At 64.9% G+C, this 25,157-nt stretch carries 24 protein-coding genes and 1 pseudogene; 16 read left to right on the top strand and 9 right to left on the bottom strand.

The window, feature by feature from the left end; translation table 11 throughout:
* Positions 1 to 286 precede the first annotated feature (286 nt).
* Both IN820_RS03660 and IN820_RS03665 read right to left on the bottom strand, forming a co-directional pair.
* A complete protein-coding gene (locus tag IN820_RS03660; RefSeq protein ID WP_193679674.1) occupies positions 287 to 1,378 on the bottom strand; it encodes an LOG family protein in 1,092 nt (363 codons plus the stop codon).
* Positions 1,379 to 1,501: 123 nt separating this feature from the next.
* Complete coding sequence (locus tag IN820_RS03665; protein ID WP_193679675.1) at positions 1,502 to 2,911, bottom strand: MBL fold metallo-hydrolase RNA specificity domain-containing protein; 1,410 nt, start codon at positions 2,909 to 2,911, stop codon at positions 1,502 to 1,504.
* 241 nt (positions 2,912 to 3,152) lie between these two features.
* Between IN820_RS03665 and IN820_RS03670 the strand changes: the two genes are divergently transcribed.
* A complete protein-coding gene (locus IN820_RS03670; protein WP_193679676.1) occupies positions 3,153 to 5,570 on the top strand; it encodes a phosphoketolase family protein in 2,418 nt (805 codons plus the stop codon).
* A 48-nt stretch (positions 5,571 to 5,618) separates the two neighbouring features.
* Here the strand turns inward: IN820_RS03670 and IN820_RS03675 are convergent, their stop codons facing one another.
* Positions 5,619 to 6,017 carry a PA3611 family quorum-sensing-regulated virulence factor gene (locus tag IN820_RS03675; protein WP_193679677.1) on the bottom strand — a complete coding sequence of 133 codons (399 nt, stop codon included), beginning with the start codon at positions 6,015 to 6,017 and terminating at the stop codon, positions 5,619 to 5,621.
* A 242-nt stretch (positions 6,018 to 6,259) separates the two neighbouring features.
* On the opposite strand from IN820_RS03675, the gene IN820_RS03680 reads away from it, so the two are divergent.
* Positions 6,260 to 6,976, top strand: a complete 717-nt coding sequence (locus IN820_RS03680) for a tRNA-uridine aminocarboxypropyltransferase (protein ID WP_193679678.1) — start codon at positions 6,260 to 6,262, stop codon at positions 6,974 to 6,976.
* A gap of 9 nt (positions 6,977 to 6,985) precedes the next feature.
* On the opposite strand, the gene IN820_RS03685 is transcribed toward IN820_RS03680, so the two are convergent.
* On the bottom strand, positions 6,986 to 7,894 hold the full coding sequence (locus IN820_RS03685) for a DMT family transporter (protein ID WP_193679679.1): 909 nt from the start codon (positions 7,892 to 7,894) through the stop codon (positions 6,986 to 6,988).
* Between the two features lie 242 nt (positions 7,895 to 8,136).
* Here IN820_RS03685 and erdR point away from each other — a divergent pair, with 242 nt between their 5' ends.
* The gene (gene erdR, locus IN820_RS03690) at positions 8,137 to 8,793 is read left to right on the top strand and encodes a response regulator transcription factor ErdR (RefSeq protein WP_193679680.1); all 657 of its coding nucleotides are present in this window, start codon (positions 8,137 to 8,139) and stop codon (positions 8,791 to 8,793) included.
* Between the two features lie 6 nt (positions 8,794 to 8,799).
* Here erdR and IN820_RS03695 read toward each other — a convergent pair whose 3' ends face one another.
* Positions 8,800 to 9,726: a LysR family transcriptional regulator gene (locus IN820_RS03695; RefSeq protein ID WP_193679681.1), complete on the bottom strand. Its 927-nt coding sequence runs from the start codon at positions 9,724 to 9,726 to the stop codon at positions 8,800 to 8,802.
* A gap of 114 nt (positions 9,727 to 9,840) precedes the next feature.
* Here IN820_RS03695 and fpr point away from each other — a divergent pair, with 114 nt between their 5' ends.
* Entirely contained in the window at positions 9,841 to 10,617 is a 777-nt protein-coding gene (gene fpr, locus IN820_RS03700) for a ferredoxin-NADP reductase (protein ID WP_193679682.1), read from the top strand.
* A 52-nt stretch (positions 10,618 to 10,669) separates the two neighbouring features.
* Here the strand turns inward: fpr and IN820_RS03705 are convergent, their stop codons facing one another.
* Together IN820_RS03705 and IN820_RS03710 are read right to left on the bottom strand one after the other, a co-directional pair.
* On the bottom strand, positions 10,670 to 11,155 hold the full coding sequence (locus IN820_RS03705) for a YchJ family protein (RefSeq protein ID WP_193679683.1): 486 nt from the start codon (positions 11,153 to 11,155) through the stop codon (positions 10,670 to 10,672).
* Positions 11,156 to 11,157: 2 nt separating this feature from the next.
* Entirely contained in the window at positions 11,158 to 11,655 is a 498-nt protein-coding gene (locus IN820_RS03710) for a DUF6231 family protein (protein WP_193679684.1), read from the bottom strand.
* Positions 11,656 to 12,060: 405 nt separating this feature from the next.
* Here IN820_RS03710 and IN820_RS22505 point away from each other — a divergent pair.
* Positions 12,061 to 12,420, top strand: a pseudogene (locus tag IN820_RS22505) (OmpA family protein); the annotation flags it as partial.
* A 53-nt stretch (positions 12,421 to 12,473) separates the two neighbouring features.
* Here the strand turns inward: IN820_RS22505 and IN820_RS03720 are convergent.
* The gene (locus tag IN820_RS03720) at positions 12,474 to 12,938 is read right to left on the bottom strand and encodes a CopD family protein (RefSeq protein ID WP_193679686.1); all 465 of its coding nucleotides are present in this window, start codon (positions 12,936 to 12,938) and stop codon (positions 12,474 to 12,476) included.
* A gap of 86 nt (positions 12,939 to 13,024) precedes the next feature.
* Between IN820_RS03720 and dinG the strand changes: the two genes are divergently transcribed.
* From dinG to pdxH, 4 genes are all read left to right on the top strand, one after another.
* Entirely contained in the window at positions 13,025 to 15,169 is a 2,145-nt protein-coding gene (dinG, locus tag IN820_RS03725) for an ATP-dependent DNA helicase DinG (protein ID WP_193679687.1), read from the top strand.
* Between the two features lie 115 nt (positions 15,170 to 15,284).
* On the top strand, positions 15,285 to 16,433 hold the full coding sequence (locus tag IN820_RS03730; protein ID WP_193679775.1) for a serine hydrolase domain-containing protein: 1,149 nt from the start codon (positions 15,285 to 15,287) through the stop codon (positions 16,431 to 16,433).
* Between the two features lie 138 nt (positions 16,434 to 16,571).
* Positions 16,572 to 17,192 carry an OmpA family protein gene (locus tag IN820_RS03735; RefSeq protein WP_193679688.1) on the top strand — a complete coding sequence of 207 codons (621 nt, stop codon included), beginning with the start codon at positions 16,572 to 16,574 and terminating at the stop codon, positions 17,190 to 17,192.
* A gap of 206 nt (positions 17,193 to 17,398) precedes the next feature.
* Positions 17,399 to 18,046 carry a pyridoxamine 5'-phosphate oxidase gene (gene pdxH, locus IN820_RS03740; protein ID WP_193679689.1) on the top strand — a complete coding sequence of 216 codons (648 nt, stop codon included), beginning with the start codon at positions 17,399 to 17,401 and terminating at the stop codon, positions 18,044 to 18,046.
* A gap of 232 nt (positions 18,047 to 18,278) precedes the next feature.
* Here the strand turns inward: pdxH and IN820_RS03745 are convergent, their stop codons facing one another.
* Positions 18,279 to 18,515, bottom strand: a complete 237-nt coding sequence (locus IN820_RS03745; RefSeq protein WP_193679690.1) for a hypothetical protein — start codon at positions 18,513 to 18,515, stop codon at positions 18,279 to 18,281.
* A gap of 165 nt (positions 18,516 to 18,680) precedes the next feature.
* Here IN820_RS03745 and IN820_RS03750 point away from each other — a divergent pair, with 165 nt between their 5' ends.
* The 7 genes from IN820_RS03750 (at position 18,681) to IN820_RS03780 (ending at position 25,109) form a co-directional block, all read left to right on the top strand.
* Entirely contained in the window at positions 18,681 to 19,142 is a 462-nt protein-coding gene (locus IN820_RS03750; protein WP_193679691.1) for an outer membrane lipoprotein, read from the top strand.
* 258 nt (positions 19,143 to 19,400) lie between these two features.
* Positions 19,401 to 22,193: a monovalent cation/H+ antiporter subunit A gene (locus tag IN820_RS03755; RefSeq protein WP_193679692.1), complete on the top strand. Its 2,793-nt coding sequence runs from the start codon at positions 19,401 to 19,403 to the stop codon at positions 22,191 to 22,193.
* A complete protein-coding gene (locus IN820_RS03760) occupies positions 22,193 to 22,522 on the top strand; it encodes a Na+/H+ antiporter subunit C (RefSeq protein ID WP_193679693.1) in 330 nt (109 codons plus the stop codon). The genes IN820_RS03755 and IN820_RS03760 overlap by 1 nt, the downstream gene beginning before the upstream one ends.
* A complete protein-coding gene (locus tag IN820_RS03765; RefSeq protein ID WP_193679694.1) occupies positions 22,519 to 24,018 on the top strand; it encodes a monovalent cation/H+ antiporter subunit D in 1,500 nt (499 codons plus the stop codon). The genes IN820_RS03760 and IN820_RS03765 overlap by 4 nt, the downstream gene beginning before the upstream one ends.
* Positions 24,015 to 24,515: a Na+/H+ antiporter subunit E gene (locus IN820_RS03770; RefSeq protein ID WP_193679695.1), complete on the top strand. Its 501-nt coding sequence runs from the start codon at positions 24,015 to 24,017 to the stop codon at positions 24,513 to 24,515. The genes IN820_RS03765 and IN820_RS03770 overlap by 4 nt, the downstream gene beginning before the upstream one ends.
* Positions 24,500 to 24,769, top strand: a complete 270-nt coding sequence (locus tag IN820_RS03775) for a K+/H+ antiporter subunit F (RefSeq protein ID WP_193679696.1) — start codon at positions 24,500 to 24,502, stop codon at positions 24,767 to 24,769. Before IN820_RS03770 ends, IN820_RS03775 begins: the two co-directional genes overlap by 16 nt.
* A 10-nt stretch (positions 24,770 to 24,779) precedes the next feature.
* Complete coding sequence (locus IN820_RS03780) at positions 24,780 to 25,109, top strand: Na+/H+ antiporter subunit G (RefSeq protein ID WP_193679697.1); 330 nt, start codon at positions 24,780 to 24,782, stop codon at positions 25,107 to 25,109.
* Positions 25,110 to 25,157: the final 48 nt, after the last annotated feature.

Consider the following 25,157-nt stretch of genomic DNA (forward strand, 5'->3'; position numbering starts at 1 on the left):
TCGGCCGCAACGCCGATGATCGCCGGCAAAGACTCGGCGTCCCCCCGGTCTCCTACGGGCGCGGTGTGCACAGGCGGCTTCCTCGGGGCTGCACCCTGTTTGCTGCGCGACAGCGCTGCGGCGAAGACGCGCAGGCGTCTGCTACAACATGATGCCCGCTGAGTTAACAAACTAACCAGACATGACACCAGGCGGCCCACCCAACCTGCTGCAGCTTTTCAGCGCCGCGCCACCCGACCGACTACCAATGCCATTCGAGCCGTACTGTAACGCCAGTCTTCTTCCATCAGTCTTCGGTCGCCAGCGGCGGCGCCCAGCTGCCGGGTTCGTTGATGTAGTCGGTGAGCTCGCGCAGCCGTCCATGGTCACGGCCATTGAAGACGAAGCTCAGCCGTGGCAGGCGCTGCAGTTCGGGCTCGTCCAGTTCCGACTCGCAGCAGGCTTGCTGCTCGAATGCGCCACTCAGACAGAGGTCGGCGAACTCCTCGTTCAGGTATTCCATGGCCGGATCGTTCAATGGATGGTTCATGCGCAGGACGAAACGATTCTTCAGCCAGCGGCTGGAGTGGAAATTGCGGTAGAAGTTGGCGATCTCCTTCGCGGCTTCCTCGGCGTTGTCCACCAGCCGCATCAGGCGCATGTCGCTGGGCAGGATGTAGCGGTTTTCCTCCAGTTGGCCGCGCATGAACTGCAGCGCATCCTTCCAGTACGAACCGCCCGGTTCGTCGAGCAGCACCACCGGCACCAGCGGGCTCTTGCCGGTCTGGATCAGCGTGAGCACTTCCAGCGCCTCGTCGAGCGTGCCGAAACCACCGGGGCAGAGCACCAGCGCGTCGGCCTCCTTGATGAAGAACAGCTTGCGCACGAAGAAGAAGTGGAACGACAGCAGGTTGTCGGTCCCGTCCACCGTCGGGTTGGCGTGTTGTTCGAAGGGCAGCGTGATGTTGAGCCCCAGGCTGTTATCGCGCCCCGCGCCCTCGTGGGCGGCCGCCATGATGCCGCCGCCGGCACCGGTGATGACCATGAAGTCGTAATGCGCCAGGGTTTTGCCCAACTGGCGGGCCAGGGCGTACAGGGGGTGTTCGACCGGCGTGCGGGCGGAGCCGAACACCGTGACCTTGCGGCGCCGCTTGAACTGGTCGAGGCGGCTGAAGGCGTGCTCCATTTCGCGCATCGTCTGCAGCAGGATCTTGGCATCCCAGCGGCTGCGATCGGCCTGGGCCATGCGCATGACGGTGACCAGCATCTCCCGGTACAGCGGCAGGTTGGGGCTGGTTTCGGCTACGACCATGCCGACCAGTTCGTCGATCTTGCTCGCGAGATCGGCGCCGCTGGTCTTGAAGTGTCGCGACAGGTAATCGTCCGGATCGAAGGACATACAACGTCTCCATGTATGAGTGCGCTCAGGCTAAAGGCGGCAGACGACGGCTTTCAAGCCAGGGCCGCCCTGGTCCCGGAGCGCAGGGGCTCCGGTTAGCTTGGGCGGGCAGTTCGCTTGCACTCAGAGCGCGATTCGATCGCCGGGTTCCGGTATCCGGGCTTCCCAGTCGAGGCGGTCGCGAATGGCCTGTTGCAGGGTCTGCATCTTTTCCAGTTCACCGTGGACCAGATAGAGCTCCGGGCGGTTCTCGAAGTGGCTGACCCAGTCGATCAACTGCGACTGACCGGCGTGGGCGGAAAAACCGCCGAGCGTGTGGACCTTGGCGTTCACGGCGATGCGCTGATGCAACAGCTTGACGCTTTTGGCCCCGTCGACGATGGCGCGCCCGAGGGTGCCGCGGGCCTGGAAGCCTGGAATCACCAGATGGCATTCCTTGCGCCAGAGGTTGTGCTTGAAGTGATGCAGGATGCGCCCGCCGGTGCACATGCCGCTGCCGGCGATGATGATCGCCCCGCTCTTGAAGCGGTTGATCATCATGGATTCCTCGGGCGTCGGCGTGGATTTGAGGATCGGCAGCCAGCGTTCGGCGTAGAGCTTGCTGCTGGTTGTGCTCAATGCCGGATCGATGCCGTTGAGGTCCAACTGATCCTTGTAGTGCGAGTAGATGGCGTTGGCGCCGATTGCCATGGGGCTGTCGAGGAATACCGCCTGCTGCGGCAGGCGGCCTTCGCGATGGAAACGACCGAGGTAGTAGATCAGGTCCTGGGTGCGCCCGACGGCGAAGGAGGGCATCAGCACGTTGCCGCCATCGTGGTGCGCCTGTTGCAGGATGTCGGCCAGCTCCTCGATCGTGGCGTCGTGGCTGCGGTGGTCGCGATCGCCGTAGGTCGACTCCATCAGCACCACGTCGGCTTCCTTGAGCACGGTCGGTGCATGCATCAGCGGCGAGCAGGTGTTGCCCAGGTCGCCGGAGAACACCAGGCGGCGCGTCCTGCCGAGGTCCTGCACGTCCATCTGCACGATGGAAGAACCGAGGATATGGCCGGCATCGTGGAAGGTCACACTGACCCCGGCTGCGACTTCCACCGTTTCGCCATATCGATGCGGCGCGCGCTGGGCGAGCATGCGCTCGGCATCGACCCGGGTGTAGAGCGGCTGGATCGTCGGCTTGCCGATACGCGCACGCCACTTGTTCTCCCATTCGGCGTCCTTTTCCTGGATCTGCGCCGAATCCAGCAGCATCAGTTCGAGCAGTTCGGCGGTGGCGTCGGTGCAATGCACCGGACCGCGGTAGCCGAGCGCGACCAGGCGCGGCAACAGGCCGCTGTGATCGATATGGGCATGGGAGATCACGACCGCATCGAGGGTCTTGGGGTCAAAGGCGAAGGACGCACGGTTGCCGCTTTCCTCCTGGCGCCGCCCCTGGTGCATGCCGCACTCGAGCAGAACCCTTACGCCGCTGTGAGTCTCTATGAGATAGCAGGAGCCGGTAACCTGTTGGATAGCGCCGAGAAAACTGAGCAAAGCCATGTTGCCTTCCTGTCTGTACGATGATGTCCACGTTGCCCGTTCGGGCGCACTGGCGTCTTGATACATATCAGAGAGCCTGTAGCGGGCTCTGCCTAGACTAGGGTTTGTTGATATTGCGCCACAAGCCGCGCGCCTATGCCAGAGGGTGCCGCTTCCGGGCAACCCGGACTGTCCATGCGAAGGGCCGGGGCGGAATCTCAGCGGCCCTTCAGCACAACCTGCCTACCGACGGAGTGATCCCATGAGTCAGCTACTGCCCAGCCTCAACGAGCTGGATCAACATGCCCAAGCCGAGCCGGAATTCGCCGCTTGGCGGGGCGGCTTCGGTCCGTTCGAGCATGCGCTGGAGACCCAGGCGGCCGTGTTCCGCCTGGCCCACCAACTGGTGCAGGCAGGGCATCAGTCGGATTTGGCCAGCGTCTATCGGGTGCTGCAGGCCGTCGATCGCATCGCCAGTGCCGGCCTGTGGCTGGTGGTGCACATGACCTATGCACGTCAGGTGCATCTGGATGGGGCGCCACTGGAGGTCGAGGATTTCAAGCGCAATCCCGAAGGGCATACCGGCGGTGCTCTGAACATGGTGCCGGCCTACGCCGGCTATCTGGCGCTCAACGCCCTGACCGGCCGCACGCGCGCCTGGCTGATGGGGCAGGGGCACTGCGTGGCGGCGGTCGATGCGCTCAACCTGCTGACCGGCAACCTGCATCCCGAACAGGCGCAGGCCTACGGTGGCGGCGAACAGGGCATCAATCGCCTGCTGCAGGATTTCTACGGTTACCGCCTGGCCGCCGACGGCAGCCCGCTGGCGCCGCTGGGCAGCCATGTCAATCCGCATACCGCGGGCGGCATCGCCGAAGGGGGCTATCTCGGCTTCGCCGAGTTGCAGTACGCGCACATGCCGTTGCCGGGCGAGACGCTGGTGGCGTTCCTCTCCGATGGCGCTGCCGAGGAACAGCGCGGCAGCGACTGGATTCCACGCTGGTGGCGGGCCGAGGACTGTGGCGTGGCGCTGCCGGTGATGATCGCCAATGGTCGCCGGATCGAGCAACGCACGTCCCTGGGGACCGAAAAGGGGCTGGAGGATTTCCGCCAGCACCTGAGCCAGTGCGGTTTCGATCCGATTCCGTTCGACGGCCGCGACCCCGCCGCATTCGTCGCCAGCCTCTGGGAGATGGAGCTGCGCCTGGAGCGTCGGGTCGAAGAGAAGGAGCGCGGCATCCTCAACTACCCGCTGCCGGTTCCCTATGGCATCGCCGAGACGGTCAAGGGCTTCGGCTTCCATGGCGCGGGGACCAACGCCGCGCACAACCTGCCGTTGCCGGGCAATCCGCACCTGGACGCCGAGTCCCGCGAGCTGTTCAACGAGCATGCGGCGCGGCTGTTCGTACCGCAGGACGAACTGGACGCCGCGCTGGAGCTGTTCGCCCGCCATCGCCAGGGGCGCCCGCTCGAGCGCGACAATCCGCTGGTGGTGCGCCGGCCCGCGGAGCCGCGCATGCCGAAGCTGAATTACCGTGACGATGCCTGCTCGCCGATGGCAGCGGTCGACCGCTTCTTCGTCGAACTGACCCAGGCCAACCCGTCGCTGCGCCCACGCGTGGGTAACCCGGACGAACTGGCGAGCAATCGCCTGGGCGGTGTGCTCGAGGCGCTCAAGCACCGGGTGATCGATCCGGAAAGCGAACTCGAAGCGGTCGATGGCGCGGTCATCACGGCGCTCAACGAGGAAGCCGTGGTGTCCGCCTGCCTCGCCAACCAGGGCGGCCTGAACCTGGTTGCCAGCTACGAGGCGTTCTGCGTGAAGATGCTCGGCGTGGTGCGGCAGAGCATCATCTTCTCCCGGCAGCAGAAGGAAGTCGGCAGGCCTGCCGGTTGGCTCGGCTGGCCGCTGATCGCGACGTCCCACACCTGGGAAAACGGCAAGAACCAGCAGTCGCACCAGGACACCACCTTCTGCGAAGCCCTGCTCGGGGAAATGAGCGACATGGTGCGCGTGTTGTTCCCGGCCGACCACAACAGCGCCCTGGCGCTGCTGCCGTCGATCTACCGGGCGCGTGGCGAGCTGGCCTGCCTGGTGATGCCCAAGCGCGATCGCCCATGCTACTTCGACCAGGCCCAGGCCGAGCAACTGGCGCGCGATGGGGCGATCATCGTCGATGAATACCCGGGCGATGGGGCGCTACTGCTGATCGCCAACGGCAGCTATCAGCTGGGCGAGATGCTGCGCGCGGCGCAACGGCTCAAGGAAGCCGAATGCGCCTACCGGCTGGTCTACCTGCAGGAGCCGGGGCGTTTCAGGGCGCCGCGTGACTACTGGGAGGTCGAGGCACGGGCGAGCGATGGGGTGGCGGAGCGGCTCTTCCCCGACCAGATGGAAATGCGCGTGTTGCTCACCCACATGCGCCCCGAGGTGGCGCGTGGGCACCTCTGGCCGATCCTGCCGGATGCGCGCAAAAGCTCGGCGCTCGGCTACCGCAACCGTGGCGGCACCCTGGACGAGTTCGGCATGCAGTTCGCCAACCGCGCCAACTGGGCCAATGTGCTGGCTGCCTGCGCGCGGTTGCGCAACGTGCCACGCACCGCCTTGCTCACCCGTGAAGAAGCGGCGGCGGTGGCCGGCAAGGGCGATCCCGAGGTGCTGCGCAACCCCGAGTCCTGAGATGGCCGGTGCCGCGGGAGCCGCGCTCCCGCGCCCGGCTCGGGCGCGTTACAGGCCGCAATCGGCGGCGTTGTAGCGCTCGGTGGCGATCGGCTTGTTGGATTTGTACTCGCTGAACTCGTAGCGCAGCACGGCGCCCTGGCTCATCAACGTGCGCAGGCCCTGGTTGCCGCAGACGCTGACGCCGAGCTGGCTGCGCACATCTGCCGGGTTGTCGCGCATCTGGGCGGCATGCCGGGGCTGCACGCTGAGGTGGTTGACCAGCTCATGGCCGTCGACGGTATAGCCCTGGTCGAGGATGTCTTCATTGATCGCCCGTGGCGTGCCGACGCTGCTTTCCCGGGCGACCTGGTCGAGTAGCTGGCCCAACTGCTGCTCTTGTAGCGAGGCGGCATGGGCGACGGGAAGGGCGAGGCTCAGAGCGAGCAGGGTGGTCAGGCGGTACATGGCGCTCTCCTTATGACTGCGCTTGTTCGACCGGCAGGGTGGGGCACGGTTCATTTGCCATTTTCGCCGCGGGCCGGTAGCGTGGGCCGAGTCCCCACGACGCCCAACGAGCGGAGTGCCGGGCGCCGCCTCGGTATCAGCGGGCAGCGCTTTGCTGTGAGCCGGGCTTCGGCGCCATGCACCTCCGCGGAACGCCGCCCGACCCGACCTGCACCCTTCTTCCGAACGACCCGAGCCGATCCATGCCCCATGCCGTAGCCCGCCTGCGTGACGAGCGCCTGGCGCGCAGCCTGAAACCCTTCATCGCCCGTGGGTCGCGCGCACCGCGTTGTACGCGTTGCCGTGTGCCGTTCAGCCATTGCCTGTGCCAGTGGTTGCCGACGATTGAAAGCCACTGCGGCGTCTGTCTGCTGATGCACGACATCGAGCCGCTGAAGCCGAGCAATACCGGCTGGCTGATCGCCGACGTGGTGAGCGCTACCTTCGCCTTTACCTGGCAGCGTACCGGGGTGGACCCGCGGCTGCTGGAGCTGCTCGCCGATCCGCAATGGCAGCCGCTGGTGATCTTCCCGGGCGAATACGCCGCGCCGCAGCGCGTGGTCGAGCGGGTCGAAGCGGTGCCGGGCAAACGTCCACTGTTCATCCTGCTCGACGCGACCTGGACCGAGGCGCGCAAGATGTTTCGCAAGAGCCCTTATCTGGATGGCCTGCCGGTGCTCGGCCTGCAACCGGAGGCATTGTCGCGTTATCTCCTGCGGCGCTCGACCCGCAGCGACCACCTGTGCACCGCGGAGGTCGCGGCGCTCTGTCTCGATCTGGCCGGCGATACGGACGCGGCCAACACCCTGGATGCCTGGCTCGACGTGTTCACCGAGCATTACCTCGGCGCCAAGCACCATCGCCAGCCGGACGTGCACAACGCCGCACATCGGGCGCTGCAGGCGGCACTCGCGCCATAGGCGGGTGACTCACGCCTTGGCGGCTTCGACGGCCCGCGGTTCCGGTTTGCGTGGCCACAGTTGGGCGGCCAACATGCCGACGAACATGAGCACGCAGCCCAGGTAGCCGCGCGGGGTGAGGCTCTCGTCGAGGAACAGCGCGCCGGCGATGGCCGCGAACACCGCCTCGAGGGAAAGGATGATCGCCGCATGGGAGGCGATCGCATGCTTCTGCGCCACCACCTGCAGCGTGTAGCCGACCGCGACCGCGAACAGCCCGCCATAGATCAGCGCCGGCCCGGCAAGCCAGATGCTGGCCGGATCGGTTTGCTCGAAGACCAGCGCGAGCAGCAGGCTCACCACCGCACAGGTGGCGAACTGCAGGAAGGCCAGGCGGATCGCATCGTGGCGGCTGACGAAGAAGCTCACCAGCAGCACGTGCAGGCCCCAGACGAAGGCGCCGGCCAACTGGATCCAGTCCCCGGAGGCCACCTGAAAGCCTTCGCCGATGCTCAGCAGCGCCATGCCGGCGACCGCGAGGAAGGCGCCGAGCCAGGTGCCCAGGCCGGTCCTGTGGCCGATGACGAGCCCCAGCAGTGGCACGACGATTACGTACAGGCCGGTGATGAAGCCGGAGTTGGTCACGCTGGTGAACAGCAGGCCGACCTGCTGCAGGTTGATGCCCAGGGTCAGCGCCAGCCCCATGGCCAGGCCGCCGAGCAGCAAGCCGCGCTGCAGGAAGGGTTCGTGGCGGGCGGCGGTGCGGCCGCGGTAGATCACCAAGGGCAGCAGGGCCAGCGCGCCGAGGGTGAAGCGCAGGCCGGTGAAGAGAAAGGGACCGATATTGTCCATGCCGATGCGCTGGGCCACGAAGGCGGTACCCCAGATCATCGCGGTGATCAGCATCAGGAAGTCGGCGCGGAGGGCTTGGCTACGCATCTTTCGGCTCGTCAGGGAAAAGGCGCAGACTTTGCTACAAAGCTTCGCGCTTGACCACTTATTCGTGGGTGGGCATGCTTGCGCCGCTTGATTTGTTGTGGCCGGCAGTCGATATTCCTGTTTGCCGACCGAAACGTCACATCGGACATTCCCGACGTAATTCGTCGGGTTTCTGCCGTCATCTTGTCGGCATCGGCTGCTCAAGCCGATGAAAAGCGCCAATAAAAACTACAGGTCTGCCAATGGCTGCTTACGAAATAATCATTGCCGATGATCATCCGCTGTTTCGCAGTGCGCTGCAGCAGGCACTCACCATGGGGCTGGGGGACAACGTCCGGCTGGTGGAGGCGGCCAGTATCGCCGAGCTGGAAAGCTTTCTGAATCAGGGCGCCGACTGGGATCTGGTACTGCTGGATCTGAACATGCCCGGCGCCTACGGCTTTTCCGGCCTGGTGCTGCTGCGTGGCCAGTACCCCCAGTTGCCGGTCGTGATGATCTCGGCGCAGGAAGATGCAGCGGTCGTCGCGCGCTCGCGCGAGTTCGGCGCCAGCGGCTTCATTCCCAAATCGAGCTCGCTGGAAACCATCCAGGAGGCCGTGCGGGCGGTCCTCGACGGCGACGTCTGGTGGCCGAGCAATATTCAGGACGTGGCCAATGTCAGCGATGAAGCCAGGGCCGCGAGTGCCGGGCTTGCCAGCCTGACGCCGCAACAGTTCCGGGTGCTGACGATGGTCTGCGATGGTCTGCTGAACAAGCAGATCGCCTACGAGCTGAATGTTTCCGAAGCGACCATCAAGGCGCACGTCACCGCCATCTTCCGCAAGCTTGGCGTGCGCACCCGGACCCAGGCGGCGCTGCTGCTGCAGCAGATGGGCTCCATACCCGCACCCGCCAGTTGACGGCGCTCAGGCGATCGGCGGCAGCATGATCTCGTCGCTGCGCCGAACGCCGGAAGTCATTGCCCGGCATTGCTCGACGAATTCGCGCATGGCCGCGGTCTGATATTTGTGCGAATGCCAGATGAAATAGAACTGCCGGCGCAGATCCAGCGCCGGCGTCGCCACCGGTACCAGGCTGCCGCGGCGGAAGGCGTCACGCAGCGCCAGCCTTGAAATGCAGCCGATACCCAACCCCGACTCCACGGCGCGCTTGATCGCTTCGGTGTGTTCCAGTTCCAGACGCACATTGAGCTTGCCCGGCCGATGGCGCATGGCCTGCTCGAAGGTCATGCGGGTGCCGGAACCCTGTTCGCGCAGGATCCAGGCCTCGCGCGCAAGCTCGTCCAGATCCACGGAATCGCGCTGGGCCAGCGGATGCTGCGGCGCGCAGAACACCACCAGCTCGTCCTCGACCCAGGGCTGGACCTCCAGATCCGGATGCTGGCATTCGCCTTCGATCAAACCCAGATCAAGTTCATGCTGAGCGACTTGCTGCACGATATGCGCGGTGTTCTGTACATGCAGCGTTACCCGGCATTCCGGATGGCGCTGCATGAAGCTGCCGATCAGCAGGGTGGCGAGGTAGTTGCCGATGGTCAGCGTCGCGCCGACCGCCAGCGAGCCGAAGCCGCTCTTGCCGTTGAGCAGGTCCTCGATGGCCCGCGCCTGATCGAGCAGGGCGACCGCCTGCGGCAGTAATTGTCGCCCCAGAGCGTTCAGGCACAGGCGTTTGCCGGCACGGTCGAACAACAGGCAGCCGGACTGGCGCTCCAGTTCGGCCAGCGAGGTGCTGGTGGCCGACTGCGAAAGGGAGAGGCTTTCGGCCGCGCGCGATACGCTTTCCTGGCGAGCTATCGCGGCGAATACTTCGAGCTGGCGAAGAGTGAAATGCATATCTATATAACCGATAACCTATATCTTTATTATTCGATTAACGAATATGGTTGGCGTCGATAAACTGCCGGCTACGTAACGACGCCCGCCGCGACTCAATGAGGAATCCGCAGCATGAGTAACCTGAACGTTGAGCGTGTCCTCAGTGTGCACCATTGGAACGATACGCTGTTCAGCTTCAAGACTACCCGCAATCCCGGTTTGCGCTTCGAGAATGGCCAGTTCGTCATGATCGGTCTGGAAGTCGAAGGCCGCCCGCTGATGCGCGCCTACAGTATCGCCAGCCCGAACTACGAAGAACATCTCGAATTCTTCAGCATCAAGGTGCAGGACGGTCCGCTCACCTCGCGCCTGCAGCACCTGCAGGAAGGCGATCAACTGATGGTCAGCCGCAAGCCGACCGGAACCCTGGTGCTCGACGACCTGCTGCCCGGCAAGCATCTGTATCTGCTCAGCACCGGCACCGGGCTGGCGCCGTTCATGAGCGTGATCCAGGATCCGGAGACTTACGAGCGATTCGAGAAGGTCGTGCTGGTGCACGGCGTTCGTTACGTCAACGAGGTTGCCTATCGCCAGTTCATCACCGAACACCTGCCGCAGAACGAGTTCTTCGGCGAGGCGGTGAAGGAAAAGCTGATCTATTACCCCACGGTGACCCGCGAGCCGTTCGAGAACCAGGGGCGCCTGACCGATCTGATGCGCAGCGGCAAACTGTTCCGCGACATCGGCCTGCCGCCGATCAACCCGCAGGACGACCGCGCGATGATCTGCGGCAGCCCGAGCATGCTCGACGAAACCAGCCAGGTGCTGGACAGCTTCGGCCTGTCGGTATCGCCGCGCATGGGCGATCCGGGGCACTACCTGATCGAGCGCGCCTTCGTCGAGAAGTAAGGGCGGCGGCCATGCGGCCCTCCGGCCTGCGTCTCGACGCAGACCAGGGGGCTCAGACGTAGGCGGCGCAACATTTCTTGAATTTCTGACCGCTGCCGCAAGGGCAGGGGTCGTTGCGCCCGGCCTTCAGGGGCACGGTCGGGTCGATGAAGTACCAGTGTCCGTCGTTCTGCACGAAGGCCGAGCGCTCCTGATGCACGTGCTCGCCGCTCTGGTCGTGCCAACGGGCGGTGAAGCTCACCAGGGCATGCTCGGGCTTGCCCCCCAGTACCGTGCTTTCGCCCACTTCCAATCCCAGCCAGGTGCTTTCCAGGCTCCAGTGCCGCATGCCGTCAAGATCCAGCGCGGCTTGCTGCGCCGGCAGCGTGGTGGCTTGCAGGTAATCGATCAGCCCCAGCACATAAGCGCTGTAGCGCGAGCGCATCAGCAACTCGGCGCTGGGTGCCGCGGTTCCGGCGTGATAACGGCCGCAGCACTGGCCGAGGGAATCGCCGCTGCCGCAAGGGCAGTTGGTTTCGTGCGCTTGCCGATCGGTCATGTTCACCACCAGTATTTGCCGAACATCTCGGGATTGGCCCAGAACCTGGCGTTCAGCCAGTCCGGAACCTGCTTGTATTGGAGCAGGTCGTAGGTGAATAGCGTCAAGGTCTGTCCGTCGCGCTGGAAGCGTTCGCTGATCTGCAGGGCCAGCGCATAGAAGTCGGTGGCCTGCCAGTCGCAGGCGTCCAGGTCGACGAGCACGGCCATGCGGCTGGCGTTCAGGTTGCGAATGCCTCCGAGCAGTTCCAGGCCGCTGCGCTTGGGCAAGTGTTCGAGGCAGTCGACGATGATCGCCAGGTCATAGCGCTGTTGGGCCAGGTCTTCCGGAAGCGGCGCCGTTCGTGCGCGATCGATACCGCTTTCCGGATGGCATTGGGCGTATGCGGCGAGTGCCGGTTGCTCGCTGTGTCCGACGTGCAGGAGGCGTGACGGCGCATGGTGTTCGAGCAGGGCTGCCAAGGCTTGCTGGGGCGTGCGCGCTACAGGGTTTTCAGTCAATCGAGAATCCTCGTTTCAAGCGTAAAGACTAGCGTGGTGCCGTTTGTCGGCCTAGTCTGAAAATAACCGGAGCCGCCCGGAGTTCTCGTGCGGGGCGATTCTGGCTGAATTCCACACTGGAGGTTTTAACCGATGAGTACTTTACGGACAGCAGTACCCGTGATTGTCATGACCACGTTCCTGGCAGGTTGCGCAGGCGTGCAGAAACAGGATTGGCCTACCTGTGCCGCCGTTGGTGGAGTGACCGGTGCCGCATTGGGGGCCATCGAAAGCAGCACCTATACCGGTTGGGGGGCGCTGATCGGCGGCGGCGTCGCGGCGGCCTATTGTTGGGCAAACGGCATGGAAGAGGAAACCGTTGCGGTCGTGGAGACGGTGCAGCCGGTGCCTGAGCCTGAGCCGGAGCCTGCTGCCGCGCCGGTGCGGGTCGAGCTGGACGTCAAGTTCGACTTCGATCGCGCCGTGGTCAAGCCCGACAGCTACGCCGACATCCAGAACCTCGCCGACTTCATGAAGGAGTACGGGCAGACCTCCACCGTGCTGGAAGGCCATACCGACTCGATCGGTACCGATGCCTATAACCAGCGCCTCTCCGAACGTCGCGCCAACGCGGTACGTGAAGTGCTGGTCGATCAGTATGGCGTGGAAGGCAGCCGGGTGAATGCGGTCGGTTACGGTGAATCCCGTCCCGTCGCCGATAACGCGACCGAGGAAGGGCGTGCGATCAACCGTCGTGTAGAAGCCGAAGTCGAAGCCCGTCCCTGATCCCGGGTCGGTTCACTTCCAAGCCGGGCCACGAGCCCGGCTTTTCATTGCTTTCACAATGCGGGGCGGGCACTGGCGAGGGCGATGATGGCCAGCCCCAGTACAAGGTTGATGCCCACCAGCCGGCGAATCACGCCGAGCACCGCACCGCCCGCCGGCCAGTCTTCGGCGGCGATCGCGCGCTTGAGCGCCGGCAGCTGCAGCAGTTGGATACGCAGGAACAGTGCCAGCATGATCAGGTACAGGCCGGCCATGATGTGCACGTAGCGCGGCGCGCTTGCCATGGCGCCGAAGCGCATGTGCCACAGGCCGATCCCGCTGATGGGCAATACCAGCACCGTCACCCAGACCCAGTGGAAGAAGCGACGGAATACATCGGCCCAGAGCTTCAATCGCTCTGGCGCCTGCAGCATGGCTACCGCGGCCGGGCGCAGCACCATCCAGGCGAAGAACATGCCGCCAACCCAGATCGTTGCGGCGAGGACGTGAAGTGCGTAGAGCAGGGCGAAGGGCGTCAAGGGCAAATCTCCGGTGGCGGTTGGGCGATCGCGCGCTATCATAGCCGCCCCATCGAGACACTGAAAATATATACAGCTACGCGCCCATGCTCAGTACCGAACTCAAGTCCCAGATCCAGGGCGCCTATTCCCGCTTTCTCGAGGCCAAGGGGCTCAAGCCCCGTTACGGCCAGCGCCTGATGATCGCCGAGGTGGCCAAGGTGCTGGGCGCGATCAAGGCCGACGACGAAGGCCGCCGCGACGGCGAGCCGGCGGTGGTCGCGGTCGAGGCCGGTACCGGTACCGGCAAGACGGTCGCCTACAGCCTGGCGGTCATTCCCACCGCCAAGGCCGCCGGCAAGCGGCTGGTCATCGCCACGGCCACCGTGGCGCTGCAGGAACAGATCGTGCACAAGGACCTGCCGGACCTGATGCGCAACAGCGGGCTCAGCTTCAGCTTCGCCCTGGCCAAGGGGCGTGGGCGCTACCTGTGCCTGTCCAAGCTGGACATGCTGCTGCAGGAAGGTCAGGCGCAGAACGCCACTGCGCAGTTGTTCGAGGAGGAAGGCTTTCGCCTCGAGGTCGACGAGCGCAGCCAGAAGCTGTTCACCGGCATGATCGAGAAGCTGGCCGGCAATCGCTGGGATGGCGATCGCGACAGCTGGCCGGAAGAACTGGGCGATGCCGACTGGGCGCAGCTGACCACCGACCACAGCCAGTGTACCGGCCGGCACTGCCCCAACTTCCAGCAATGCGCCTTCTACAAGGCGCGCGAGGGCATGACCAAGGTCGATGTGATCGTGACCAACCACGACATGGTCCTGGCCGACCTGGCGCTCGGTGGCGGCGCGGTGCTGCCCGATCCGCGCGAGACGATCTACGTCTTCGACGAAGGACACCACCTGCCGGACAAGGCCATCGGCCACTTCGCCCATTTCACCCGTCTGCGCTCGACGGCCGACTGGCTGGGGCAGGTGGAAAAGAACCTGACCAAGCTGCTCGCCCAGCATCCCTTGCCCGGCGAACTCGGCCGGCTGGTCGAAGGCGTTCCGGAACTCGCCCGCGAGCTGCGTACTCAGCAGCAGTTCATGTTCAGCGCCTGCGAACAGCTCGCCGACTTCAAGGCCGGCGAGGACATGGAGGGCCGCGAGCGGCCGCGCCATCGTTTCGTTGGCGGCGTGGTGCCGGAGCACCTGGTCGAGCTCGGCACCGAGTTGAAGAAGGGCTTTTCCAAGCTGACCGATGTGTTCAGCCGCCTCGCCGAACTGCTCAAGGAGGCGATGGATGGCGAAACGGGCGCCGGGATCGCCAGCCACCAGGCCGAAGAGTGGTATCCGCTGTTCGGCAGCCTGCTGACGCGCGCGCAGGGCAACTGGGAGCTGTGGACCGCCTTCACCATCGAGGATCCCGAGGACAGCCCGCCGATGGCGCGCTGGCTGACCCTGGCCGACAGCGGCGCGCTGTTCGATATCGAGGTCAACGCCAGCCCGATCCTCGCCGCCGAAACGCTGCGGCGCAACCTCTGGAACGTGGCCTACGGCGCGCTGGTGACCTCGGCGACGCTCACCGCGCTGAACAGCTTCGATCGCTACCGCATGCGCGCCGGGCTGCCGAAGGCGGCGGTTACCGCCGTGGTGCCGAGCCCCTTCCATCATGCCGATGCCGGGGTGCTCAGGGTTCCGGACCTGAAGGCCGACCCGCGCGATGCCGCGGCGCACACCGCAGCCATCGTGCGCGAGCTGCCGCAACTTGTGGAAGGGTCGCGCGGCACCCTGGTGCTGTTCTCGTCGCGCCGGCAGATGCAGGACGTGTTCGACGGCCTCGAGCGCGACTGGCGCCGGCGGGTGCTGATCCAGGGCAACCTGTCCAAGCAGGAGACGCTGAACAAGCACAAGGCGCGGGTCGACGATGGCGAGGCCAGCGTGCTGTTCGGCCTGGCCAGCTTCGCCGAAGGCGTCGACCTGCCGGGGGCCTACTGCGAGCACGTGGTCATCGCCAAGATTCCCTTCGCCGTGCCGGACGACCCGGTGGAGGCGGCGCTGGCGGAGTGGATCGAAGCGCGAGGCGGCAATCCATTCATGGAGATCGCCGTGCCGGATGCCTCGCTGCGGCTGGTCCAGGCCTGCGGCCGGTTGCTGCGTACCGAAGCGGACCGGGGGACGATCACGCTGCTCGATCGGCGGGTGGTCACCCAGCGCTACGGCAAGGCGATTCTCAATGCGCTGCCGCCGTTCCGCCGCGAAATCGGCTAGCCGGACGGCAATCATCGGGCGCGATAAGCCGTCATCAGCGGGCCGTGCGGCCGTTCCCTTGCGTGGCCGCGATTGCCAGAATGAGGCCGCGATGAAATTCGATACGAGGTGCAACGTGCAGATTCAGGGCTATTTCGATCTTCGCTTCGAGGCGGTCAAGGATGCGTTCGGCGCGCTGTTCGAACGTACCGGGCAACGCGGTGCCGCAATGTGCGTGCAGATCGGCGGCGAGACGGTCGTCGATCTCTGGGCCGGCGTCGCCGACAACGCGGGCGAGGAGGCCTGGCACGGCGATACCCTGGTGAACCTGTTTTCCTGTACCAAGGCGTTCACCGCCGTGGCCGCCTTGCAACTGGTCGCGCAAGGCAAGCTGGAGCTCGACGAGCCGGTCGCGCGGGTCTGGCCGGAATTCGCCGCGAACGGCAAGCAGGCCGTCACCCTGCGCCAGCTGCTTTGCCATCGCGCCGGGCTGCCGGCGGTACGCCAGCCATTGCCGGCCGAGGCACTGTACGACTGGACGAGCATGACCGCTGCGCTGGCGGCCGAGCAGCCCTGGTGGGTGCCGGGCGAGGGTCAAGGCTATGCCGCCATGACCTATGGCTGGCTGGTCGGCGAGTTGTTGCGGCGTGTCGACGGGCGCGGACCTGGCGAGTCGATCGTCGCGCGCACCGCCGCGCCGCTCGGCCTGGACTTTCACATCGGGCTGGCCGACAGCGAATTTCACCGTGTCGCCCACCTGACCCGCGGCAGGAACGATTTCGGCGATGCCGCGGCGCAGCGCCTGCTCCAGGCCCTGGTCGGCGAGCCGACTTCGCTCGTCGCCCGGGCGTTCAACAACCCGCCATCGATCATGAGCAGCGGCAACAAGCCCGAATGGCGGCGCATGGCGCAGCCGGCCGCCAATGGCCACGGCAACGCCCGCGCGCTGGCGGGCTTCTACATGGGGCTGCTGCAGGGGCGGCTGCTCGATGATGCGTTGTTGGCCGAGATGACACGCGAGCACAGTATCGGCGAAGATCGCACGCTGCTGGCCCGGACGCGCTTCGGCCTGGGTTGCTGGCTCGATCAACCCGAGGTCGCCAATGCCACCTTCGCCATGGGGCCACGTGCGTTCGGCCACCCCGGCGCGGGCGGAAGCATCGGTTTTGCCGATCCGGAACGGGAGCTGGCGTTCGGTTTCGTGACCAATACACTCGGTCCCTACGTACTGATGGACCCACGGGCCCAGGCGCTGGCGCGCAGTGTCGTCGCTTGCCTGGGGTGAGCCACTCGTCAGTTCTGCATGGTGAAGCTTTTCAGATGAAGGACTTGCGTCCACAATTTCAACCCATACTTCACTAACCGCCCGACCTGGATGGGTCGCGCCTTTCCCCTGAACGTTTCTGGTTGCGGAACCTTGCACATGAACCTGCTGAAGAGCGCCTCCCTGATTCTTTGCATGATCGTTACCGGCTGTAGCTCCAATAGTGAAAAACCTGCCGATGTCGCGGCAGTCGCACCGAAGCCCGATACAGCCTGGCTCGACGATTACGAGGCGCGTCTTCGCGAAGCCCTCAAGGACAGCCGTTTCGAACTGGAGCGCCGTGACAGCGTGCTGGTTGTCACCGCGCCGGTGGACTCTTCGTTCAATCCCGATCGTCCGGGCATGCTGCTGCCGGTCACGCTGGGGCCGATCACGCGCGTGGCCAAGCTGGTCGAGTCGGACGACAAGACGGCGGTGGTCGTGCTCGGGCATGCCGACAGCACCGGCTCCGATGAAATCAACCGCACCATCAGCCGTGAGCGTGCCGGCGCGGTCGCGGCGATCTTCCGCCTGAGCGGTCTCAAGCATGACCGGCTGCGTATTCGCGGCCTGGGCTCGGATATGCCGCGGGCCGCCAACGACAGCCAGGAGGGGCGTGCGTTGAATCGCCGGGTCGAGATGGTGCTGGCGCCGCAGACCACGCTGCTGGCCCTGATCGCCCAGTACAACCAGCCCGCCCCGAGCCCGACCCAGGTGGCGGCGGCCGAGGTTGCCAAGTAAGGCGCCTCGCGACGGCGTGACGCTCCGAGCAACAGGCCCGCATGCGGGCCTGTTTTCGTTGGGATGGTTTGCCTTGAATCAAGCGGGTTCCGGGGAAAAGCGGATAAGCTTGTTTCCTGCAGATCGACCCGGTTCGTTGCTCACCGTCTGGTCGTGAACCGCCCGGCACGCCGAGGCCTGTCTACCCAATAACAAGGAGTCACGCGATGATCCAGACCCTGGCCGATATGCGCCGCGACTACACCCGTGACGGACTCGGCGAGGCCAATGCGCCGGCCGAGCCCTTCGGTCTGTTCCGTCAGTGGTTCACCGAGGCGATGAAAACCGAGCAGGCTCCGGTGGAGCCCAATGCGATGACCCTGGCAACGGTCGATGCCGAAGGGCGGCCGCATTGCAGGGTCCTGCTGCTCAAGGCGCTGGACGAGCGCGGCTTCACGTTCTTCACCAACTACGACAGCGCCAAGGGGCAACAGCTGCAGGCGACGCCTTACGCGGCCATGACCTTCTTCTGGCCGACGCTCGAGCGCCAGGTGCGTATCGAGGGGCGGGTGGAGAAGGTGAGTCAGGAGGAGTCGGATGCCTATTTCCATGTGCGTCCGCTGGGCAGCCGGCTGGGCGCTTGGGCGTCGCCGCAGAGTCAGGTGATCCGTGATCGGGCGGAGCTGGAGCGGCTGCTCGCCGAGACCGAGCAGCGCTTCCTCGACAAGGCGCCGCATTGTCCGCCGCACTGGGGCGGTTACCGCCTGTTGCCGGAGCGCATCGAGTTCTGGCAGGGGCGTCCGAGTCGTCTGCACGACCGACTCGATTATCGGCTGATCGCCAAGGGTTGGCAGCGTGAGCGTCTGGCGCCCTGATTGGGCTCAGTGAAGTCCTGGGTGGGGTGTCCTTTCTTGCGTGTTGCAAGGGCGCGTATGCCGTAGGCCGGGGCGCAGCCTGAGGAACGCAGCGACGAAGCCCGGCGCATTATGCCGTGTCTGTTGGGTTTCGCTGCGCTCAGCGCCAGCCTGCCCGCGAACGTCCGATTGCGCGAACATCGGCTCTTCTTTTCATGAGCGAATCGGCACAGGATGCACGCCTTGCAGCGCCTCAAACGCCCGGGTAATGCTTCACCTCATGCTCGAGCCATTCCTGCAGTCCCCGCCTCTTGACCTTCCGCGTCTTGGCCTCGGCGAGCCGCTGCAGCATCCAGGCACGCTTGTCCGGGTCGCTGCCGGCGATCGACAGCGCCAGGTCGCGGTCGGCCCAGCGGCGGAAGCGGACGATCAGCCAGGCATGAAAACCCAGGCCGGCCACGGTGGTGATGGCTATGATGAAGTAATCCATGGGCAATCTCTTTTGAACCTGGCGAGGTAAGATCGACTCGCATTAAGTATGCTTCGCAAGGGGCGAATGCTGAGTCAGGATGGGTGAAGTTGCCAAGCGCTTTTTCACCGCAACCGCCCGTTGCAGTCCATCGGAGTGAAACAGTTGTTTCCCAGGAGAATCCAAATGCGCAAGTCCATTTTCGTCGCCTCCTTCACAGCCCTGGCTTTGGCTCTGGGTGGCTGCGCGTCCAGCCTGACCGGAGATACCTATTCCCGGGACGAGGCGCGTGCCGTTCAGACCGTGCGCTATGGCACCATCGAATCCCTGCGTCCGGTCCAGATCGAGGGCACCAAGACGCCCATCGGCTCCGGCGCCGGTGCGGTCGTCGGCGGGGTTGCCGGTAGTGGCGTCGGCGGTGGGCGTGGCAGCGCGGTCGCCGCGGTCATCGGTGCGGTGGCCGGTGGCATGCTGGGTGCCGCCGCGGAGGAGGGGATCACGCGTACCCAGGGCGTCGAGATCGCCGTGCGCGAAGATGATGGCAACGTCCGTGCCTATGTCCAGGCGGTGGAGCCCAACCAGGTGTTCCGCGTCGGTCAGCGGGTTCGCATCCTGACCGTCAGCGGCACCAGCCGCGTGACGCCCTGATGCGGCTTGTCGATTTCGCCGCGGTCCTGATACCGGCGTTGCCGTCCGTGATCTGACGCGGGCCTCGTCAGACAAGGCGTTGCCAGCCGTTCGAGGGGGCGGCGGTGACGCCTTTCGTTTTTCGAAATACATGAAACCATGACGCCGGCATCATCCGTATGGATAATCGGGCGCACATTTGTGTGCCGCTTCAGGCAGTTGCTTTGCCTGCCCAAGGACAAGAATGCCTCCGGCTCGGTGGCTTAAGGGGTTTCATTCATGGCGCTTGCGCTGATTATCGCTTTGCCATTTCTGGGCATTTTCCTGCCCATGCTGCTGGAGCGCTTCGGTCGTTCGGCCTGTGCATTCGGTGCGGGTGTAGCACCACTGGCAGCGTTGATGCTGTTGCTGTCCAAGCGGGCCGAGGTGTTTTCGGGCCAGACCGAAATCGTCCATTCCAGCTGGCTGCCGGAACTCGGTCTGAACCTCAGCCTGCGGCTTGACGGCCTGGGCTTCCTCTTCGCCCTGCTGATCCTCGGGATCGGCCTGCTGGTGATTCTCTACGCTCGCTATTACCTGACGAAGAAGGACCCGATGGGGCGTTTCTTCGGCTTCTTCCTGCTGTTCATGGGCTCCATGCTCGGCGTGGTGCTCTCGGAAAACCTGTTGCTGATGCTGATGTTCTGGGAGCTGACGAGCCTGTCGTCGTTCCTGCTGATCGGCTACTGGAACCACCGCGCCGATGCCCGTCAGGGCGCACGCATGGCACTGGCCGTTACCGGCGGTGGTGGCCTGGCGCTGCTTGCCGGGATTCTGTTGATCGGCCATATCGTCGGCAGCTTCGAATTGACCACCGTGCTGGCGTCCGGCGACCTGATCCGCGCCAACGCGCTGTATCCGCTGACGCTGATCCTGGTGCTGCTCGGCGTCTTCACCAAGTCGGCGCAGTTCCCGTTCCATTTCTGGTTGCCGCAGGCGATGGCTGCGCCCACGCCGGTATCGGCCTTCCTGCATTCGGCCACCATGGTCAAGGCCGGCGTGTTCCTGCTGGCCCGGCTCTACCCTGCGCTGGCGGATTCGGAGTGGTGGTTCTACCTGGTGAGCATGACCGGGCTCGCCACGCTGCTGCTGGGCGCAGTGATGGCGCTGTTCCAGCATGATCTCAAGGGGCTGCTGGCCTATTCGACCATCAGCCACCTCGGGCTGATCACGCTGCTGTTCGGCCTCGACTCGCGCCTGGCGGCCGTGGCGGCGATTTTCCACATCATCAACCACGCCACCTTCAAGGCGTCGCTGTTCATGGCCGCCGGCATCATCGACCACGAGACGGGCACCCGCGACATGCGGCGTATCAACGGCATGTGGAAGTACATGCCGCATACCGCCGCCCTGGCCATGGTGGCTTCGCTGGCAATGGCCGGGGTGCCCTTGCTCAATGGCTTCCTGAGCAAGGAGATGTTCTTCGCCGAGACGCTCGACCAGCACCTGCTCGGCAGCTTCTACTGGACCATACCGGCGGTGGCGACGCTCGCCAGTGCCTTCTCGGTGGCCTACTCGCTGCGTTTCGTGCATGACGTGTTCTTCAACGGCGAGCCCGTCGATCTGCCGAAATATCCGCCGCACGAGCCTGCACGCTACATGAAGATCCCCGTGGAGATCCTCGTGCTGCTCTGCCTGCTGGTTGGCATGTTGCCGGCCTTCACGGTCGCACCGCTGCTGGCCGCCGCGGTGTCGGGAACCCTGAATGGCCATGTGCCCGAATACAGCCTGGTGATCTGGCACGGCTTCAATCTGCCGTTGGCCATGAGTTTCGCGGCGCTGGTCGGCGGTGTCCTCATCTACACGCTGCGCAAATGGGCGTTCCGCTGGTATGAGGGACTACCTTCGGTTGATTCGCTCGACGTCTTCGAGCGGGTCATGACTGGCCTGACGCTCGCCGCCCGTTACCTGACCGGTCTGCTGGAGAACGGCTCGCTGCAACGCTACATCGCGCTGATGTTGATCAGTACGCTGCTGCTGGTGGTCTTCGCCTTGACACCGCTCGAGTCGCTGAGCGGGCAGGTGGCGTTGACCCCGCTGGATGGGATCACCGTGCTGGGCATGGCCATCCTGGCCTGCGCTTCGCTGCTCACCGTGCTGTTCCATCGGCGCCGCCTGGTCGCGCTGATGGTGCTGAGCGTCGTCGGCCTCATGGTGTCGTTGGGCTTCGCGCGCTATTCGGCGCCGGACCTGGCGCTGACCCAGCTGTCGGTGGAGGTGGTGACCATCATTCTGCTGATCCTGACGCTGTTCTTCATGCCCGATCGCACTCCGGCCGAATCCAGCAGCCTGCGCAGCTTCCGCGATTTCGCGCTCGCCAGCGGCTTCGGCACCATGGTCGCCTTGCTGGCCTACGCCGTGTTGACCCGGCCCTACGACAGCATCGCGTCCTTCTTTCTGGAGAACAGCGTCTCCGGCGGGGGCGGGACGAACGTGGTCAACGTGATCCTGGTCGACTTCCGCGGCTTCGATACGCTCGGTGAAATCAGTGTGTTGGCGATCGCCGGGGTCGGCATCTATGGCCTGCTGCACGGGCTGCACCTGCCGCACCCGATTCGCGATTACGGCGGCCGGCTCTGGTCCACCGACAGCCATCCGATGATCTTGGACGCGCTGTCTCGCGCGCTGTTGCCGATGGCGCTGCTGATTTCGGTGTTCATTTTCCTGCGCGGGCACAACCTGCCGGGCGGTGGCTTCATCGCCGGCCTGGTCACCGCCGTGGCGCTGATTCTCCAGTACATCTCGCACGGCGTGACCTGGGCCCAGGAACGCCAGCCGATCAGCTATCACGCGCTGAGCGGCGCCGGCCTGCTGATCGCCGGGCTGACCGGTCTGGGCAGCTGGTTCTTCGGTTATCCGTTCCTGACCTCCGCCTTCGATCATTTCCATCTGCCGCTGATCGGCGAGTTCGAGCTGGCGACGGCGGCGCTTTTCGACCTGGGGGTATATCTGGTGGTAGTGGGCGCGACCCTGTTGATCCTTTCCAATATCGGCCACGTCAGTCAGGACGAGTCCAGCAAGGAGGTGCTGTGATGGAGGCGCTGTTCGCGATCACCCTGGGGATCATGACGGCAAGCGGGGTCTACCTGTTGCTGCGCGCGCGGATCTTTCCCGTGGTCATGGGGCTGACGCTGATCTCCTATGCGGTCAATCTGTTCATCTTTTCCATGGGCCGACTCGCTACCGGCGTGCCGGCGGTGATCGGCAGGAGCGAGGCGTATGGCGATCCGCTGCCGCAAGCGCTGGTGCTGACGGCCATCGTCATCGGCTTCGCCATGACCGCCTTCGTGGTGGTGCTGGCGCTGCGCAGCATCGGTGAATTGCGTACCGATCACGTGGATGGCCAGGAGCCAAGCAAATGAATCACGCATTGATCCTGCCGGTCCTGCTGCCGCTGTTCATGGGGGCGTTGCTGCTGCTCGCCCATGGCATGGGCAAGCCCACCAAACGTCTGCTTTCGCTGGCCGCCACCTGGGCCCTGGTGCCGCTGGCCGTCTGGCTGCTGCTGCTCGCCGATGATGGCCAATTGCGCATCTATGCGCTGGGCAACTGGCAACCACCGTTCGGCATCATTCTGATGCTCGACCGCCTGAGCGCGCTGATGCTGCTGGTCACTGCGGTGCTGGCCGGTTTCGCTGCGTTGTATGCCAGTCGCGGCGACGACGAGCGCGGACCGAACTTCCATGCGCTGTACCAGTTCCAGTTGCTCGGCATCAACGGCGCCTTCCTCACCGGCGATCTGTTCAACCTCTTCGTGTTCTTCGAGATCCTGCTGATCTCGTCCTATGCGCTGCTGCTGCATGGTCATGGGCCGCAGCGGGTGCGTTCCGGGATGCACTACGTGGTGCTGAACCTGCTGGGCTCGGCGCTGTTCCTGATCGGCGTGAGCATGCTCTATGGCCTGCTCGGCACCCTGAACATGGCCGATCTGGCCGTGCGGGTGAGCCTCGCCGATCCCGCCGAGGCGCCGCTGCTGGCGGCCGCAGGGTTCATCCTCCTGGTGGTTTTCGCTCTCAAAGGAGCGATCCTGCCGCTGTATTTCTGGCTACCGCGCGCCTATGCCGCCGCGACCGCGCCGGTTGCGGCCCTGTTCGCGATCATGACCAAGGTCGGGCTGTATGCCATCGTGCGGGTATTCACGCTGATCTTCGGCAGCGAGGCCGGCGAGTTGAGCAACATGGTTCTGGTCTGGCTCTGGCCTCTGGCCCTGCTCACCCTGGGCGCGGCCGTGGTCGGCGCATTGGCCGCGCGCAATCTGCAGGTGCTGCTGGCCTACCTGGTGGTCGCTTCGGTCGGCACCCTGCTGGCAGGTATCGCCATCGGCAGCGAGCAGAGTCTCGCCGCAGCCCTGTATTACCTGATCCACAGTACGTTCATAGCCGGTGCGTTGTTCCTGTTGGCCGATCTCATCGCCCGCCAGCGCGGCGAGTACGGCACCGACCTGGTCACCGCGCCGGCCTTGCAGCAACCGTTGCTGTTGGGCGCGATGTTCTTCGTCGGGGCGATTTCGGTGGCTGGTTTGCCGCCCTTCTCGGGTTTTCTCGGCAAGCTGATGCTGCTGCGTTCCGTCGCCCCGGGGCCGGAAGCGGTGGCGCTGTGGGCCGTGGTGCTGGTCGGCGGGCTGGGCATGCTGATCGCGCTCAGTCGTTCCGGCAGCCTGGTGTTCTGGCGTTCCAGCGAAGAGGCGATCGGCCTGGCTGCCGATCCGGTCCGCGTGCTGGCCACGCTCGGGCTGCTGCTCGGCAGCCTGCTGCTGGTGATCGCGGCGCAACCGCTGCAGGCCTATGTTCAGGCCACCGCCGCGCAACTGCTGGATCTGGCGCCCTATCTGCACATCGTTCGCGGAGGTGAGGCATGAAGGCCCGCTGGTTACCCCATCCAGCCTTGACGCTGCTGCTCACGCTGATCTGGCTGCTGCTGAACAATACGCTGAGCTTCGCCCATCTGGTGCTGGGGCTGTTTCTCGGCTGGGCCATCCCGCTGCTGGTGCGTGGCTTTCTGATCGAGGTGCCGCGGGTGCGCAAGCCGCTCAAGCTGTGCCTGTTCATGCTCAAGGTGTTCTACGACATCGTGGTCGCCAACGTGCACGTGGCCAAGCTGGTCCTCGGACCGAAAAGCCGCCTGCAACCGGCGTTCATCGTGGTCCCCATGGAGATCGAGAACGAGTTCGTCCTCGCCACGCTGACCAGCATCGTTTCGCTGACCCCGGGGACGGTGTCCGCCGGGCTCAGCGCGGACCACAAGCTGCTGATCCTGCATGCGCTGGATGCGCCGGATGCCGACGAGGTCGCGGCCGGTGTGAAGCGCAACTACGAAGCGCCGCTACTGGAGATTTTCGAATGCTCGCGTACGTGATCCCTTTCTGCCTGGCGCTGCTGGGCCTGGCTGCGGTGCTCAGCGTCGTGCGCCTGGTCAAGGGCCCGGACATGCCCGACCGGGTGCTGGCGCTGGATACGCTGTACATCAACGCGCTGGCCCTGATCGTGCTGTTCGGCATCTGGCTCGCATCCGACCTGTTCTTCGAGGCGGCACTGCTGATCGCGGTGATGGGCTTCGTCGGTACCGTGGCGGTGGGCAAGCACCTGCTGCACGGCGATATCATCGATTGAGGAAAACGCTATGCCTTTCTGGATTGAACTGCTGGTCAGCGTGTTCCTGGTTCTCGGAAGCGTCTTCGCGCTGATCGGTGCGATCGGCCTGTATCGCCTGCCGGATTTCTACACCCGCCTGCACGGGCCGACCAAGGCCACCACGCTGGGCGTCGGTGGAATCGTCATCGCCTCGATGATCTTCTTCAGCAGCCGCAACGATGGCCTGAGCCTGCACGAGTTGCTGATCACCCTGTTCCTGTTCATTACCGCCCCGGTCAGCGCGCACATGCTGGCCAAGGCGGCGATGCAGCAGAAACTGCCCACCGTCGAGCAGACCCACGGCAAACCCTGGGACTGACGCCTGGCGCTGATCCGCAGCGGGGCTCTGTAGGAGAAACGGCGCCGC

It is taken from the genome of Pseudomonas lopnurensis, assembly GCF_015070855.1.
Lineage (GTDB): Bacteria > Pseudomonadota > Gammaproteobacteria > Pseudomonadales > Pseudomonadaceae > Stutzerimonas > Stutzerimonas lopnurensis.